This is a genomic window from Spirosoma knui (genome assembly GCF_054780635.1).
Window position 1 is genome coordinate 13,505 of sequence record NZ_BAAGVY010000010.1, and the last position, 16,563, is coordinate 30,067.

The 16,563-nt window shown below is 51.9% G+C and carries 12 protein-coding genes; 8 read left to right on the forward strand and 4 right to left on the reverse strand.

Translation table 11 applies throughout. From position 1 onward, the window contains the following. The first annotated feature begins 7 nt into the window (after positions 1-7). The 3 genes from ACYVIY_RS19475 (at position 8) to ACYVIY_RS19485 (ending at position 5,365) form a co-directional block, all read left to right on the forward strand. The gene (locus tag ACYVIY_RS19475) at positions 8-673 is read left to right on the forward strand and encodes a hypothetical protein (protein WP_460978068.1); all 666 of its coding nucleotides are present in this window, start codon (positions 8-10) and stop codon (positions 671-673) included. Then, positions 654-3,491: a choice-of-anchor Q domain-containing protein gene (locus ACYVIY_RS19480; RefSeq protein ID WP_460978069.1), complete on the forward strand. Its 2,838-nt coding sequence runs from the start codon at positions 654-656 to the stop codon at positions 3,489-3,491. The genes ACYVIY_RS19475 and ACYVIY_RS19480 overlap by 20 nt, the downstream gene beginning before the upstream one ends. Before the next feature lie 539 nt (positions 3,492-4,030). Beyond that, positions 4,031-5,365, forward strand: coding sequence for a histidine kinase (locus tag ACYVIY_RS19485; protein ID WP_460978070.1), 1,335 nt, complete (start codon positions 4,031-4,033; stop codon positions 5,363-5,365). A gap of 4 nt (positions 5,366-5,369) precedes the next feature. On the opposite strand, the gene pgl is transcribed toward ACYVIY_RS19485, so the two are convergent. From pgl to zwf, 3 genes are all read right to left on the reverse strand, one after another. Further along, the gene (gene pgl / locus ACYVIY_RS19490) at positions 5,370-6,095 is read right to left on the reverse strand and encodes a 6-phosphogluconolactonase (RefSeq protein ID WP_460978071.1); all 726 of its coding nucleotides are present in this window, start codon (positions 6,093-6,095) and stop codon (positions 5,370-5,372) included. A 32-nt stretch (positions 6,096-6,127) separates the two neighbouring features. After that, entirely contained in the window at positions 6,128-6,472 is a 345-nt protein-coding gene (locus ACYVIY_RS19495) for a cupin domain-containing protein (protein ID WP_460978072.1), read from the reverse strand. A 74-nt stretch (positions 6,473-6,546) separates the two neighbouring features. Next, entirely contained in the window at positions 6,547-8,049 is a 1,503-nt protein-coding gene (gene zwf / locus ACYVIY_RS19500; protein ID WP_460978073.1) for a glucose-6-phosphate dehydrogenase, read from the reverse strand. 345 nt (positions 8,050-8,394) lie between these two features. Between zwf and rpiB the strand changes: the two genes are divergently transcribed. The 5 genes from rpiB to ACYVIY_RS19525 all read left to right on the forward strand — a co-directional run bounded on the left by rpiB (position 8,395) and on the right by ACYVIY_RS19525 (position 13,816). Further along, positions 8,395-8,823 (forward strand): ribose 5-phosphate isomerase B, encoded by a 429-nt coding sequence (gene rpiB / locus ACYVIY_RS19505; protein WP_460978074.1) that lies wholly within the window; start codon positions 8,395-8,397, stop codon positions 8,821-8,823. Positions 8,824-8,837: 14 nt separating this feature from the next. Further along, positions 8,838-10,604, forward strand: a complete 1,767-nt coding sequence (locus tag ACYVIY_RS19510) for an ABC transporter ATP-binding protein (protein ID WP_460978075.1) — start codon at positions 8,838-8,840, stop codon at positions 10,602-10,604. Between the two features lie 33 nt (positions 10,605-10,637). Next, on the forward strand, positions 10,638-12,770 hold the full coding sequence (locus ACYVIY_RS19515) for an FUSC family protein (RefSeq protein ID WP_460978076.1): 2,133 nt from the start codon (positions 10,638-10,640) through the stop codon (positions 12,768-12,770). Further along, positions 12,760-12,906, forward strand: a complete 147-nt coding sequence (locus ACYVIY_RS19520) for a hypothetical protein (RefSeq protein ID WP_460978077.1) — start codon at positions 12,760-12,762, stop codon at positions 12,904-12,906. The genes ACYVIY_RS19515 and ACYVIY_RS19520 overlap by 11 nt, the downstream gene beginning before the upstream one ends. A 292-nt stretch (positions 12,907-13,198) precedes the next feature. Next, on the forward strand, positions 13,199-13,816 hold the full coding sequence (locus ACYVIY_RS19525; protein WP_460978078.1) for a 3'-5' exonuclease: 618 nt from the start codon (positions 13,199-13,201) through the stop codon (positions 13,814-13,816). Here ACYVIY_RS19525 and ACYVIY_RS19530 read toward each other — a convergent pair. Next, a complete protein-coding gene (locus ACYVIY_RS19530) occupies positions 13,782-16,562 on the reverse strand; it encodes a CHAT domain-containing protein (RefSeq protein ID WP_460978079.1) in 2,781 nt (926 codons plus the stop codon). The two genes, ACYVIY_RS19525 and ACYVIY_RS19530, sit on opposite strands and share 35 nt — an antisense overlap. Position 16,563 lies beyond the last annotated feature (1 nt).

The window sequence follows — 16,563 nt, forward strand, 5'->3', positions numbered from 1 at the left end:
CCCAATCATGAAACACCTTTCTTCATTCCTGCTGCTCATCTGCGGCAGCCTGCTCAGCCTAACTACACTGGCTCAGTCGACTACGATCTACGTACGCGAAAACGGTTCCAACACCGATCCAGCCACGGCCACCAGCTGGGCCAATGCCCTCTCGGGTACGGCCTTGCAAGGCGTTTTAGCCACAGCTCCGGCCGGCACAACGTTCCTGGTAGGGGCAGGTTTATACAAACCGACAACTGGTGCTGATCGCAGTTTTAGCTTCTCGATTCCGTCCGGAGTACAGGTATATGGCGGATACGCGGGTAGCGGTGCTACACCTGATGTTCGCACGGCTTTCCCTTCCTCGACAACTTTATCAGGCGACATTAATAGCCCGGGAAATGCAGCAGACAATAGTTACCATGTCGTCAAATTCAAAAATGCCAGTACCAATACCCGGCTAGACGGAGCGGTCATTACAAATGGTTACGCGGGGAATAGTGAGGACGATTCACCCGATGGAAGAGGAGGAGGGATTTACAATGACGGAAGTAACGGAGGCAGTAGCAATCCAACCCTGTTCAATCTTAGTTTAGTAAATAATCAAGCTTTCAATTCTGGAGGAGCCTTACACAACAATGGGGATGGTGGCAACAGTAGCCCTACACTTACCAATGTCAGTTTTTTTAAATAACTCAGCAGGCGGAGCTGGAGCGATGGATGATGTCGCGCTGAATGGGGGAACCAGTAGCCCCATACTCACGAATGTTAGTTTTTCAGGCAATTCGACAGTTCGGGGCGCAGGAGCGATGAGTAACTTGGCATTAGACGGCGGCACAAGTAGCCCCAAACTAACGAATGTTAGTTTTTCGAACAACAGAGCCGGTGACGCTGGTGGCGCCATGTTCAACCGGGCACTGCGCGGTAGTGTCTGTAATCCAGTCCTGATCAACGTTAGTTTCCTAAGCAACTCCGCCGATGCGCCGGGAGGGGCAATGTACAACGACGGACAGCTCCAAGGCACATGCAGACCTCAATTAACTAATGTGAGTTTCGCGAATAACACGTCCAGCAGTGGAGGAGCGATACATAATATAGCGAGTAACGTGACAATGACTAACTGTGTTGTCTTCGGTAATGGCAAATCAAACACGTTTTCTACCTCTTCCATTAATGTTGGCAGTATAACAGCCAGCTACTCTCTCTTCGATGTGACCATAACAGGTTACTCACCAGACCCTACTAATCTGACGACCACAGTCAATCCCTTTTTAAACCCAGTTAGTTCTCAACTTAACGCCTGCTCCCCAGCGATTAACGCAGGCTCCACCACTAATTACAATACTGTAGGTGGCCCTCCTGAGGATATAGCGGGCAACCCGCGTATTTCGGGTAATACCATTGACATGGGCGCTTATGAGTTCCAACGTGAGCCCATCGTTGGTCAGCCCGTAGCCATCACTCAGCAGCCCCCCAGTAGCTCTGCTGTCTGTGCAGGCAGCTCTGTTACAGTACCTGTCGGCGCGAGTGGCACGGGATCACTCACTTATCAATGGTATCAGAATGGTCAACTTCTGCCCGACCAGACGTCCTCTACGCTTAATCTGCCAGTTTCCACCACAGCGAACAGCGGATCCTATTCGGTGGTGGTGACAGGTAGTTGCAACAGTGTCCTCAGTGTTGTCTTCACCCTGACAGTTAACGCCCTCCCTACTCCTTTTACGGTAATAGGCGAGGGAGGCTACTGCGCTGGTAGCGCGGGGTCACCGATAGGATTAAGCGGCTCAGAAGCGGGCGTGAACTATCAACTGCTATTTAACAGCGCTCCACTCGGGAATGCTCTCCCTGGCAACGGTGATCCCCTGAGCTTTGGTAATTACACGCAAGTAGGCACTTACACCGTGCAGGCCACTAACCCTACCACAGGCTGTCAACAGATGATGACCGGCCAGATAAGCGTTAGCGTCAATGCCCTACCCGCAGCTTTTACAGTTACGGGTGGGGGCAGTTACTGCCAGGATGGTGCGGGTGTACCTGTAAGTCTTAATGGTTCGGAGACCGGCGTGAGTTACCAGTTGCTGTTTAATGGCGGTCTTTCTGGCACTGCTATAGTAGGTACGGGCCAGGCACTAAGCTTTGGCAACCAGACTCAGCCAGGCACCTACACCGTTCGAGCTACTAATATCGCTACCACCTGCAATCAACTCATGGCGGAGCAGGCCGTTGTTTCCGTCACCCCCCTGCCCACGACCTTCACGGTTACGGGTGGAGGGGCTTACTGCGCTGGTAGTGGAGGCATATCTATAGGCTTGAGCAGCTCACAGACCGGTATCAGCTATCAATTATTGCTCAATGGTAGTATTTCGGTCAGTGCGGTAACAGGCACCGGACAACCCATCAGCTTCGGTAATCAGACGCAGGAAGGCACCTACACCGTACAGGCCACTAACCCAACAACAGGCTGTCAGCAGACGATGACCGGCCAGGCTAGCGTTAGCATCACGCCCCTGCCCGATGCCAGTTTTACCGGTCTCAGCAGTCAGTACTGTCTGGGTAGCCCTGCTAGTTCACTCAACCCTATAGTAAATGGGGGCCAGTTTGAGTTACTGGGGGCTGGGACACTCAACAGCATCAGTTTTTCACCCACTTCAGTGGGCAGTAGCACCATTACCTACTCGATTACAGTCAATGGATGTAGCAACACCACTTCCCAGAGCCTGACCGTCAATGCGCTACCAACCCCTACCCTGAGCAACACGGGGCCACTCTCCTTTACCAACACGACCGTAAGCCTTTCAGCTACAGGAGGAACTTCCTACAGTTTTAGTACAGGGGCCAACCAAGTCGACAACGGCCCCACCGCCAGGGTCACAACAGCCGGTGTCTACTCGGTCACCGTTACCGACGCCAATGGCTGCTCATCTTCCACCTCTACAACCGTGGCGGGGGGTAACAACCCCACTGTATGCCGGGGTGGAACAGCGGTGATCAACGTAGTGGTAGAAGGTGATCCGGCGAAGTATGAGTGGTACAAGAATAACCTCACTACGCCCAAGATTATGGAAACACCCCAATTGTTCCGGGGCACCGCTACGTCAAGCTTGACCTTGATCAACGCCCAGACCAACACCCAGGGTAACTTCTTTCTCAAAGTCACCGACCGCTCGGGCGCGGTGAAGGTCTACGGTCCGTATCGGCTCACGGTAGACGCCAGTTGCCGGGCTAGAGAGGTGGCCATTGAAGGGATAGCGGAGCCAGGTTTGCAGGTCACGATCCTGGGCAATCCAGTGGCGAATGGGCAGCTTCGGGCGCTGGTTCAGGGAGCTGCCGGACAGCACCTGCAGGTTGAACTGCGCGATAGTCAGGGACGTAGTATCCGCAGCCAGCGGTGGACACAGGCGCAACCGGATCAGTTCATAGAATGGGACATCAGCCAGCAGCCTGCCGGACTATATCTGCTGCAAGCTCAGACTGATCAGCACACTCAGCAGCACAAGATCATTAAACCCTAATGATTAACAGTCCTGTTGGGTCTCTTCACCCTCTTCTGTTGATGGTATTCCGAGGTCTGATAGGGAATTTTTAAGTAAAAGACAACATAGCCACCGGGCGTTACTCCGTCATCAATACCGCTGAAAGTCCCTCGACAAGAGCCTGCTTCGCTATTCGGCTATCTAAATAAAATGCCCCTTACGGACTGGTCCGTAAGGGGCATAATTAGTTTAAACGAGTAGTAGCAGCCAGTTGTACTGCGTTACGTTAGCGACAATAAGCGCAGGCAATTCAATCGTGCGGAATCCTGACCCGGCCAACTAGCTTTGCAATCATAATTCTGCGTGTCCCCCACTTCATATATCAAACTTATTGACTATATTCATACCAAATTAATGAGTAGGGCAAACTCCTTCGCCGATGGTGCGCCTAATTGGTCAGAAATCCTTGATCTTATCCAATAAGCCTCAATAATTGCCGTTGGTTAAACAATTAATCGGGCGTGGGTGCAGCTTTCTTAGTTTTGTCCCATCTTTTGCTCGACAGTATAGTAGTGAATATGACGTACGAAGCGTGGCTGCTTTTCTTCTTGGGTATCGTAACAGCAATGCTGCTTTATAACGTAGTGCAGTGGGGACTATACCGCGAACGCATTTACGGTCTTTACACGGCTTACATGCTTGTCTGGCTAAGCTATTTTGCTTTACGCGCTATTGACTTGCCCGACAATCTGGCCAATTTTGTGCGAATCGTGGGGCCTATGGTCGCTTATTTTGTCTACTACGATTTCACCATCGCCTTCGTCAATATTCGTGATAGTCAGCCTAGATTGATGCGCCTATTCAAGGTTACGCAGGCGGGTCTGGTTGCCTATATTGCCGTAGAAATCGGCTTCTGCCTGCTGACCGATTACTGGCAGCAACCCGTTCATGAATTGATTCATTCACTGGCCCGCACCGTGCTGGCGGTTCTGTCCGGCTACATCATCGTTAACCTATTTCAGCGGAAAGACCTGATCACCCGCTTTTTCATCACGGGCTCGGCACTCCTGGTGTTCGGCGGTCTGGTCGCTATGGTTCTAACACTGGTCTGGACAGACTATCAGACGAATGTGTTCTGGAATGCGCCCATTGCCTACATGCAGATTGGCATCATTCTCGAACTGCTCTTCTTTTCGTTGGGTTTATCGTACCGCCACCGTCAGGACGCCGTTAAGCGGGCTATGTTCGAGCAGGCCCTCACCCGCGAACGGGAGCAGCGCTGGCGGGCGCAGCTGGAAGCGGAACTCGCCGTTCAGCGGCTGAAACAGGAAGTGACCGAAATGCACATGCGGGCGTTGCAGGCACAACTGAGCCCCCACTTTTTGTTTAATAGCCTGAACTCGTTATCCTCACTGATTGCCGACGATCCCATAAAAGCAGAACGGTTTGTGGATGAGTTGTCGAGCGTGTATCGGTACCTGCTTCAGGCCAGCGACCGCGAACTGACAACCCTCGCGACGGAGATGAAGTTTATCAGCTCGTATTATCACCTGCTGAAAACGCGCTACGGCCAGGGAATTTGTTTGCAGGTCGATATTCACGATACGTATCAGGAGTTTCTGCTGCCTCCACTCACGCTGCAACTGCTGGTCGAAAATGCCGTGAAGCACAACGTAGTGTCGCCCAACAACCCGTTGACCATCCGGATTTATACCGATAACGATGGAGCGCTGGTGGTTCGTAATAACCTGCAGCGAAAACGGCTCAATCGGCTTGCGTCGACTAAGAAAGGACTGGAAAATATCAACCTCAAATACAAGCTACTGAACCAGCCCGCCATCGATATCTGCGAAACCGACGATGCCTTCGATGTGATCGTGCCGCTGATTCCGTCGACGGAAGAACTGGTCTAAATCCTTACTTGCTCAATTGCAGAGCCGCCTGCTGATCTACCATCCAGATCAGTTCACCCTGCTCAGGTTTGATGACCTGCGAAGGATACGTATCGGGTTGATACTCCCCTTCCAGCACTTCTTTCAACGGGGCCGCTTTCTTGGGTCCGGCCACCAGAAACGCTACGCACGACGCCCGGTTCACGATGGGGGCTGTCAGCGTCAGGCGATACATGTTTTGCTGGGTCAGGAAATAGGCTTTTGTCCAGGCAGTTTGCTCGTGAACAACTTCGGTTCCGGGAAACAGCGAAAGCGTGTGGCCGTCGTCGCCCATGCCCAGCAATACCAGATCGAACGTAGGACCTGTATCGCCAAAATAGTCGTGCAGAATCCGGTCGTAATCGGCCGCAGCCGCGTCGGGTTCCAGGTCCGTGCGCCAGACGTGAATCTGGTCTTCGGGCGTGTATACGTGACCTAACAACGTATCATAGGCCATCCCGGCATTGCTTTGCTCGTCGTCAATCGGCACGTAGCGTTCGTCGCCCCAGAATACATGGAGTTGCAGCCAGGGAATCTGCTCCCGATACGGCGATTTAGCCAGTAATTCGTGCAGGGCTTTAGGGGTGCTGCCGCCAGATAAGGCGATGGTAAACCGATCCTGTTTTTTCAGGACGTCTTTTATACGCTTGGCGATGAAATCGGCCGCTCCCTTGGCCAGATCATTCGGATTTTTTTTGATAATGAGTTGCATGCAGTACGTTCGTAGGTTGCCGGGAAATCTGTTCACACAAAATCTTCCCGCATAGGCGTAAAGATATCAACGAGGACGCCCGCTTCTACGCAGACAGCTCCGTGCCAGACATCAGGTGGGATGTAATACGCATCACCAGCACGTACCGTTCGGCTTTCATCGCCGATGGTGATGGTAAACACTCCACGTTCAACGTAACTCATCTGCGTATGGGGGTGGCTGTGCGCTGCGCCAATGCCGCCTGCTTCGAAGGCTACTTTCACCATCATCAGGTTGGTATCGTACGTCATAATCTTGCGCTGCACTCCGGCTGCTACCGGTTCCCAGGGCAGGCGTTCATCATCCACAAACAGAGCGGCTAGCTGAGGTTGCGCCATAGCAGAACTAGATCTTAATTACTAAAAAAACAGGGTTAAGACCATTAAACGATAGCCCTAACCCTGCGAGGAATTTATTTAATTGCCCACTGGAAACCGTCTTTTTCAACGAGTTCATCAGCCGCTTTTGGGCCCCATGTACCAGGTTCATAATTCGGAAAGTCGGCGGGAGCTTCACTCTCCCAGGCATCCAGAATCGGGGTAACCACTTTCCAGGCGGCCTCGACCTGATCAGCCCGCATAAACAACGTAGCGTCGCCGGTCATTACGTCTAACAGCAGGGTTTCGTAGGCTTCGGGGTCCTGACCTTCGTAGGCCGTTTTATAGCTGAACACCATCTCGACCGGGTCGATCGCCAGAGTCTGGCCAGGCCGTTTTGCCTGAAACCGCAGCCGGATATCCATAGCCGGTTGAATACCAATCATGAGCCGGTTCGACTGCCAGGTTTGAGTAGCCTCGTCCGGAAAGGCATAGTCAGGTGCCGGTTTAAATTGAATTTTGATGACCGTTGTTTTCTCCGGCAGCGATTTACCGGTACGCAAGTAGAACGGTACGTTTTCCCAACGCCAGTTGTCAACGAAGAGCTTTACGGCGGCAAAAGTTTCGGTGGCGGAGTCCGGCTTTACGCCTTCTTCTTCCCGATAGCCCGGAATTGTCTTATCGTTAATCGTACCGGCACCGTATTGGCCGCGTACAGCTACGTCTTTCACCTGCTCTGGTTTGATCCGGCGAATGGCGTTCAGGACGTCTACTTTCTTATTCCGTACTTCGTTGGCATCGAACGAGATCGGCGCTTCCGTGGCCACCATGCAAAGCACCTGCAACAGGTGATTCTGGATCATATCCCGCAAGGCACCAGAACCTTCATAGTAGCCGCCCCGACCTTCGAGGCCAACGGTTTCAGCCGCCGTAATCTGCACATATTCCACGTAACGACGGTTCCAAATCGGCTCAAACAGCGAGTTCGCGAAACGTAGCGCCAGAATATTCTGCACGGTTTCTTTACCCAGGTAATGGTCGATGCGATAGATTTGCTCTTCGGCAAACAGGCCACCCAGCAACGCATTGAGCTCCTGTGCCGTTTTCAGGTCGTGACCGAATGGCTTTTCTACGACAATACGAACCCGGTTTTTGTCGGAACATAAGGGCAGTTTACCGAGATTAGTCGCAATGCCGGGCACTAATTGGGGCGCTACGGCCAGGTAAAACAAGACGTTCGGACAGTCGCCCCACTCCTTCTGTTTTTCCTCGACCAAATCTGTCAGCTGCTGATACGCTCCGGCATCGCCCGCGTCTAATTGCATGTAAGAGATTACGGGCGAGAATGTCTTCCAGGCATCTTCCGGGCCATTCTTACGGCGGGAAAACGATTGAACGCCTTCCAGCAACCGCTCCCGAAACGATTCGTCGGTATACTGGCTCCGGCCCAGACCAACAACCGCCAGTCGCTCCGGTAGATAGTTGTCTATAAATAGGTTATACAGTGCGGGCGTAAGCTTGCGAAGGTTGAGGTCTCCGCTGCCGCCGAAGATGAACAGCACCGTAGCCGGTGGCCGCTGATTCGTAGCTGGGATCATAATCCGGTTGTATTGACGGGCCGCAAATTACCGACGGTCCACGTTCGGAACAAGTTTACGTAGTTAAGGTTCCCTGAGGTACCCAAATCTTAGGCTAACCGGACTGGCCTTCCGCCTTTGCGGGAGAAGCGTCATCGCACTTGTATTTAACCAGCCACTACGTTCATCTGGCAAACCTGACGTAGCCAGACACTACTGTATAAGCACCCACTCGAACGTACTGGATAAAGCTGGTTCGTTTCGGGCTATAACTTATCGTACTTCCAGCGAGTTTTTTAATCAGGATTGCATCAACCGGTAAGAATGCGGTACTTTTGACCCGCGCTTACAACCATTTCTAATCGTATGAAAATTGCCATCGGCTCCGACCACGCCGGTTTCCGGTACAAAGAAGCCATTAAACAGTACTTGATTGACCTTGGCCATGAGGTTACAGACAAAGGTACCGACTCCGAAGCATCGGTCGATTATCCCCGTTTTATCCGTCCCGTTGCCGAAGCGGTTGCGGCCGGTGAGGTTGAGCGAGGTGTTGTGCTGGGCGGATCAGGAAACGGCGAAGCTATTATGTCTAACCGCGTCAAAGGCGTTCGCTGCGCGCTCTGCTGGAACGAAGAGTCGGCCCGGCTCGGTCGGCAGCACAACGACGCCAATGTAATTTCAATCGGCGAACGGATGATGAGCGAAGAAACGGCGTTGAAACTCGTCAAAATCTGGCTCGATACGCCTTTCGAAGGTGGCCGTCACCTCACCCGCATTCAGCAGTTGGATGAGTAGTTAACCCCCTCCCCGTGCGCATTCTCTGGACGTACCTAAAACCGTACCGCTGGTTAGCTGGCCTATCGTTGGCACTAGCGGGTATCGCGCAGGTGCTGGCCCTGGTCGACCCAATCATCTTTGGCAAACTCATCGATGAGTACGCGACCAACCCCGGCCAGAAAACCGAATCTGAGAAACTAACGGGCGTTCTTCAGTTACTCGCGCTGGCCGTTGGCGTCGCCGTGCTGTCGAACGTAACGAAGGCGTTTCAGGAATACCTGACCCGCCTGGTTGTCCAACGATTTGGCACGGATATTTTCAACGACGGCCTCGCGCAAACGCTGCGTTTATCGTACGAAGAGTTCGGTGATCAAAGCAGCGGGGCTACCTTATCCATTCTTCAGAAAGTACGTACAGACACCGAGCGGTTTATTAACTCCTTTGTGTCTGTACTTTTTTCGTCGGTCGTCGGCATTGGCTTTCTGAGCTGGTATGCTATCACGAAACATTGGGCACTGGTTCCGGTCTTTCTGATTGGCGTGCTGCTGCTGGGTGGCCTCACTGGCTTGTTGAGCAAAGAAATTAAAACAACCCAGCGATCCATCAACCGCGAGACCGCCCTACTCTCGGGCGTTATTACCGAGTCGCTACGTAACATCGAACTGGTGAAAAGCCTGGGATTGACTTTTCCCGAAATCCGGCGGCTGAAAGGCCAGACTGCCCGAATCTTTGATTTGGAAATGCTGAAAGTGAAGCGGGTTCGGCTGCTGTCTTTCTGGCAAAGTACAACGCTTAACATCCTGAAACAGTCGGTCCTGTTTACGTTGCTATGGCTCATTTTTCGTCATGTGCTGAGCACGGGAGAGCTTATATCCATGCAGTTTATTTCGGTGGCGATTTTCAATCCCCTGCAGGATCTGGGCAATATTATACTGGCGTATCGGGAAGCCGAAGCGGGTCTGAACAGCTTCGCTCAGCTGATGCAGAAACCGATCGAGCGTAATCCGGAGTCGCCCGTTGAGGTTGGCCCGATTGAGCGATTGCGGTTTGCTAACGTCGTTTTCCGGCACAAAGGCGCTGGTCAGAATGCTATTGACGGCGTTTCGTTTGAGGCTACTCTCGGCGACACCATTGCGTTTGTTGGTCCGTCGGGTTCGGGAAAGTCGACGATGGTGAAGTTACTGGTTGGCCTGTACCGCCCGGTTTCCGGCGAAATATTTTATAACCAGTTGTCGACGAAGGACATACGCTTCAACCCCATGCGTCGGCAAATCGGGTTCGTCACTCAGGAAACGCACCTTTTTGCGGGTACAATCCGCGAAAATCTGTTATTCGTTAAACCTGATGCGACTGAAGCCGATATGCTGGATGCGTTAGAGAAAGCCGCCTGTACGCAGCTCATGGCCCGCTCGGGAAAAGGATTAGACACGGAGATTGGAGAAGGAGGGCTCAAAATGTCAGGGGGCGAAAAACAACGACTCTCCATAGCCCGTGCCTTAGTCAGACGCCCTCGAATGCTTATCTTCGACGAAGCTACGTCGGCTCTCGACTCGCTGACTGAAGAAGAAATTACCGATACGGTTCGGCGTGTATCGACTTTGCACGGCCAGATTACCATTCTGATTGCCCACCGACTGTCAACCATCCTGCACGCCACCACCATTTTTGTCCTGGAGAAAGGTAAAATTGTTGAAATGGGCAATCACGATACGTTGGTTGCACAGAAGGGACTATATTACGCCATGTGGCGGCAACAGATTGGTGAACGTAAGTCCGAGCCGCTAGTCCGCGAAGCGTAACATCTGTTGCAATTGGTCCGTTAAAGTCCCATTATGAACAAACGTATCCGGCAAGCCAGCTACTTTCTTTCCAGTCAGTACTTCTCGAATGGTCTACGGATTACGCTGTCTATATTGCTTCCTTCCTTGCTGTTCGCGCAGATAGGGCAACTTCAGACTGGCATGGCGATGTCACTCGGTGCCTTAAGTGTCAGCCTGAGTGATGCTCCCGGTCCTACCGCTCACCGACGTAACGGCATGGTGGCCACAGTATTGGCTGGATTTATGGTAACCATCGTGACCGGTTTCGCCCGGTTAAATGTCTATACCTTAGGCCTGGAAATTTTCCTGTTCGGGTTTATCTTCTCAATGCTTGCCGTGTACGGTAATCGGGCCACTGCGGTTGGAACGGCGGCCTTGCTGGTGATGATCCTGATGATCGACCGACCGCTCGATCCTGCCGGGGTTGTAGTCGAAAGCGGATTGATCCTGGCCGGAGGGGTGTGGTACACAGCGATCAGTATGCTCTCGTCCCGGTTGCAGCCCTACCGGTCAGCTCAGCAGGCACTGGGCGAATGCATTCACGAAATAGCCAAATTTTTAACAATCAAAGCTGATTTTTATACAGTTGCCACGCAGTTGGACGACGACTATAGAAAGCTGTTGGCCCAGCAAGTCGATGTAAGCGAGAAGCAGGACGCCGTTCGGGAAATTTTATTTAAAAGTAGACGCTTCGTAGCCGAGTCAACACGGACCGGTCGGCTGCTGGTGTTGACTTTCGTGGATGTGGTCGATCTGTACGAGCAGATTATAGCGATGTACTATGACTACTCAGACATTCGCGAACGATTTGGCCACACGGGCGTTCTCGACCGGATTGCCGGAGTCATACGCGGGTTAGCCACCGAACTCGATCACATTGGGCTGAGTATTCAATCGCCCGTGCCGATACCCATTCACCGAGCTACAGATTTTACGCCATTGCTGGAAGACGTAAAACAGAGCATCGACGCGCTCGGAGAAGAGGATGGCAGCACGCTCGTGCTCAAAAAGGTGTTGGTTAGTCTGCGTAATCTGAGTCAGCGTTTAATTACCATTCAGCATAACCTTGCTGCGCCCGACGTTGGCCCCATCCGCAGCGATCTGGAATACGGCCGGTTCGTGTCTCACCAGGAAATTGACGTTAAATCCATTCTGGATAACCTAACCCTCGATTCATCGGTTTTCAGGCATTCGGTACGTGTTGCGGTGGCTATGTTGCTAGGTTTCGTACTCACCAAGCTCAGCTCATACGGTCACCACAGTTACTGGGTGATTCTGACTATTTCAGTTATTCTGAAACCGGCCTTTAGCCTGACCAAACAACGGAACATCGAACGGATTTCGGGAACGCTCGTAGGGGGACTTGTTGGGTTAGTAATTCTCAAATTCATACCCGATACGACAATCCATTTTGTCTTTATGGTTCTGTTCATGCTGGGTACATACAGCGCCCAGCGGGTGAACTACATTGTTATGGTCGTTTGCATAACCCCCTTCGTGCTCATTCTATTCAGCTTCCTGGGGGCCAGTTACCTGGGGGTTGCCGAAGAACGCTTTCTGGATACCCTGTTCGGTGGCGTTATTGCTTTAGCAACCGGGTACCTTTTGTTTCCCAACTGGGAGTCCGACCAGCTGGCGAAGCCCATGAAAGCCTTGTTAACGGCTAACGTACGCTACATGCAGCTATTATATGATGGACTACTGGGCCGTTCCATTAATCTAGTTGATTATAAGCTGGCTCGTAAAGAGGTCTACGTAACCTCGGCCAACCTGGCAGCAGCTTTCGAACGGATGATATCGGAACCCAAACATAAGCAACGGAACGAACGTATCATTTACGAGTTCGTGGTACTCAATCATATTTTATCCGCAAACGTTGCTACCATAACTTCAGCGTTAGTCAACAGTACCCCTATTGTGCATTCGTCCGGGGTATTACGCCCAGCGAAGCGGGCACTATTTGCCTTGACCGAAAGTCTGCGTCAACTAGGTGTAGAACCTGAACCGCAAAGCACCAATGCCACCCCAGCTCCTCCTAACTCCGACAACGTAACGCCTGACGATCCGCTACTCACCGAACAACTTCAGTTCATTCAGCGGGTCAGCAGCGATATTAGTAAACTTCTGGAAAAAGTTGAGCGATAAGCACCCACCCCAGCAATTGACCATCATACCGGGCGGAGGCAACAAAAGCGTTGATCTCGAAGCAGACCGGCCTGGCCAACATCACGCAATCCGCTACGACCGGCCGGGTGTGAAAGGCCGCGAAGGCCCTGTATGAAAGCAGCGCTGGTGCAGTCGCCCGAAGGGCCTAAGAAAGCAAACATAAAGAGCATGCTTGAACTGCTGGAAGAAGGTAGGAGTGCAAATTATCGTCGATAAATCATACGGATAAAGACAAACAACAAAGCCCCGGCGAGTGATCGTCCGGGGCTTTCCAGTGTAATTATGAGTAAAACCCGATAGCTGCCCTAAAAGTTTCAGCCTTGGAAAATAGGTAGATAGTTTTTCAGTAAAAATTGCGTTCTGTAAATCCGTTAACCATTATTAATTTTGGTTAACTCAATATCAACATGCCTTTTTTAGTTCTTGACCTGGAAATGACCGGTCCCGAGCCGGATTACAATGAAATTATTCAGATTGGTGCCGTTCTCTTCGACGATAATTGGGTCGAAAAAGGTCAGTACCTAACGAATGTCTACCCCGAAAATGAAGATGCGTTCTCGTCCTCTTCCGAGAAAATACATAACCTTTCGCTGACCGATCTGCAGGATGCACCGATGATGTACGACGTACTGCCCGAGATGGAAGAGTGGATTTGTGAACAGCTAGGGCTGCGCGTCCCCAAAGGTCAGCTAGACCGTACGCCTTATCTGCGTGATGTGATTATTTGCGGCCAGAGCGTGATCAACGATATTAACTTTCTCAAGGAAGCGTACCGCTATGAGAAGCTCAAGTGGCCTTACTCACGTGTGCTGATTGACCTCCACACCCTGAGTTATTTTCTATTTCGGGTACTGAAAGCCAATGGTCGCCGGGTGCCTGATCGGCTTAGTCTGACCGCTATTGCCAGCTATTTTGGCCTGGCCCGCGAAGATGGCTTTCATAACGCGCTGGAAGATGCGGTACTCACCGCACAATGCCTGAAAGAAGTATTCAAGCTGAGCGATGGAATGAGACTAGCGATTTAGCTCTCCATTTCCGGCGCCATTGCCAGGCCCCAATCCCACCTGTAATCAGCAGGAGTCCGCCGGCCACCCAGGGCCAGCGGCTACCCGCCCGGAGCGGTTCTGTATCGCCGACCAGGATCAGACCCGCCCAGAAGTTAGGAAGCTGCTCAACTCCTCCGGCCGATTTAAGCCAGTCCTGCTTTGCCCGTTGCAGAGCGAGATCTTTGGGCATACCCTCATCCACGTACTGATAAAACAGATTGGTCAGCTTATACGTAGCGTCGTTTTCAACACTCCATAAGGTGGTCAGGATACTCGGTGCACCCAGTCCGGCAAAACCACGAGCCAGACTAAACACACCCTCTCCCTGTTGATTGGCACCTACCCCTGTTTTACAGGCCGCCAGAACGATCAGTTGCGCATTCGGTAGACTGCCGTCGCCCAGATCGGAAAGCCGCAGCGTTGAATCCGCAAAATAAAGGAGAGGTTCGCGCTCCGAGCTGTCGGCAATAGCGTGCGTAAACAAATGAACAACACGGGCATCCGCAGCCTTTTGTAAAAACGCCCGCCGGGTAGCCGTTTGATACGTCAGCAGGGTTGGCGACGTAAAGCGGCTGGCAATCGACTGCAACGCTACGTCTGAGCCCGGCAGGGAAACCTGGCCCAGCGTTGGCGCAAACCGTACCGGCGCTACCCCCAGAAAATCAGTTACATCGAATCCAGATTTCCCAATATTGTCCGCATTACTTTTTAACAACAGACCAGCCGAGTACGTGTAGCTAAACGCATAATTATTAACCAGATACGCAGGCTGACTAGCTGATCGGCTCAATGTTTCAAACGGAATAAACACCCCGTCCGGAGATACTGAAACCCGGCCCGCGGGCACCCGAAGCGACGCCATGAGTTGTTGGTATAAACTATGTCCTAAGCTCAGAAACTGGTTCAGGTTCGCTTTACGGTTCATGGCATCGGCATTACTCAGCAAGTCCATAAACGCTTTTATATTCTGGTTATAGGGGTCGACAGGTTGCCGGATCAACGTACTGCTTGTGTCTGTAACGCCTAATACGTAGAGCGCTTTATCGCCCACAAAATAACTCAGAAAGTAGGTATTCAGCGCTCCCAGCTTACGACGTAGATCGGCTAGCGGGGGCGTAGCGTTATCGTATTTGTAGCGGAAATAGGCGCTGTTCGTTACTTCCAGGTGTTTCCGGAACGTATCCAGCTTGTCCTGCTCAGCCAGCAGGGTCGTCCGGGCTTTAGCGTAAGTCGCGCTGTCGGAGGCTGCCTGGGCCAGTTTAGCTTGATACAACCCAACCGACCGTAGTAAACGCTGTTCTTCGGCAATCTGCTGTGGCGAAAGCTTTTGCCGCGCGCCGAGTTCGTTTAACTTATCTGTCAGCATCACAGCCCGACTTTTCTCCAGAAATCGGAACGCCTGTTCGGTATCCTTTAACTGATAACACGTTTCAATCGCGCGTTCATACATACTCCGCGTCTTCTGCCGCCAGAATAGCTTTGACTGCTGACCTACCTGCTGCCAACGCATAATGTCGACCATCTCGTCAGCAATTCGATACGTATCCAGGGCATTACGCAGATACTGCCGGCTGTTAGTCGCCTTGGCGTAAGCCAGCCAGGTGTCGGCTTTATCCTGCATAATCGACAGCAGAATTTCCTCATGGGTAATTAACCGGATGGATTCAGCCGACGGATTTTTAGTAACGTCCTTATTCCTGAATGAAATTGGAAGCAGTTGAAACGCGTCCTGGAAGTAATGTAGTGCCTTTTCATAGGCCTTACGGCTTCGGTGAATACTACCAATGTTATCAAGGCTGATCGCTTTGTTATGCTTTTCGGGGTAGTTTGCATAAGCCAGTTCAAAATAAACCTGCGCTTTATCAAGCTCGTTCCGCCTGTAGTACAAGTCGCCGATACTATTGTACGCATGAGCCGCCTGATCCAGATAACCGATGGCTTTATACGCATTGGCCGAACGCTCCAATTCGTGAAGTGCTTCTTCTGTTTTATTCTGTGATCGGAAAATAATGGCTAAGATACCCCGGCTCACGTTCTCAATGTCGCTGCCATACGGGTCATTTTTGGCCAGTTCAATGCCCGCACGCGCCATTTTTTCGGCCTGCGCCAGTTTGCCCAGGTTGATTTGATTGCGGGCGATTTCGATGGAACACTCGGCGAGCAGAAGCTTATCCTGCTGGATGAGAGCGGTTTGATAACTCTCCTGCGCTTTAATCAGTGCCTGCTCGTAATCCCCACGAAGGTACAGAACCTGAGCCTGGCCAATGAGCGCTCGGGTAACATTGGCGATTTGAGCAAGCGACTGTTTCCCGAGCGTAATACACTGCTGATAAGCCTCAAAGGCTTCTATGGATTGATTATCAGCCCGCAGGTAATTTCCCAGATAATAAAGGGCTTGTATACGCCGGATCGGCGCTGCATTCGGCGATTTTCGGCTGTTTATGCCAATACTGGTCCTAGTCAGTTTGATGGCCTGGACGTTATCACCAGCGTAACTCTGGGCATAACCCAGCAAAAACAACACTTCGGCGTAATTCGAATCCTGAACCGCCCGGCAACGGTCGAGCTGTGCTTTTAACTGAGAACAAGCCGGTAGCCACTGCTCGGTTGGCCCTTCTTTAATGGTTATAATCCGTTTGGCTACAGCAACCGCATCCGCGCACTGCCCCCAAAGCAAGGTAGTGGCAAAACACAGCACGAGGGATAAGGTGAAGCGGAAAATCATT

Coding starts and splice junctions, on each gene's coding strand:
- ACYVIY_RS19475 (WP_460978068.1), top strand. CDS start 8: ATGAAACACCTTTCTTCATTCCTGCTGCTCATCTGCGGCAGCCTGCTC.
- ACYVIY_RS19480 (WP_460978069.1), top strand. CDS start 654: ATGTCAGTTTTTTTAAATAACTCAGCAGGCGGAGCTGGAGCGATGGAT.
- ACYVIY_RS19485 (WP_460978070.1), top strand. CDS start 4,031: ATGACGTACGAAGCGTGGCTGCTTTTCTTCTTGGGTATCGTAACAGCA.
- pgl (WP_460978071.1), bottom strand. CDS start 6,095: ATGCAACTCATTATCAAAAAAAATCCGAATGATCTGGCCAAGGGAGCG.
- ACYVIY_RS19495 (WP_460978072.1), bottom strand. CDS start 6,472: ATGGCGCAACCTCAGCTAGCCGCTCTGTTTGTGGATGATGAACGCCTG.
- zwf (WP_460978073.1), bottom strand. CDS start 8,049: ATGATCCCAGCTACGAATCAGCGGCCACCGGCTACGGTGCTGTTCATC.
- rpiB (WP_460978074.1), top strand. CDS start 8,395: ATGAAAATTGCCATCGGCTCCGACCACGCCGGTTTCCGGTACAAAGAA.
- ACYVIY_RS19515 (WP_460978076.1), top strand. CDS start 10,638: ATGAACAAACGTATCCGGCAAGCCAGCTACTTTCTTTCCAGTCAGTAC.
- ACYVIY_RS19525 (WP_460978078.1), top strand. CDS start 13,199: ATGCCTTTTTTAGTTCTTGACCTGGAAATGACCGGTCCCGAGCCGGAT.
- ACYVIY_RS19530 (WP_460978079.1), bottom strand. CDS start 16,562: ATGATTTTCCGCTTCACCTTATCCCTCGTGCTGTGTTTTGCCACTACC.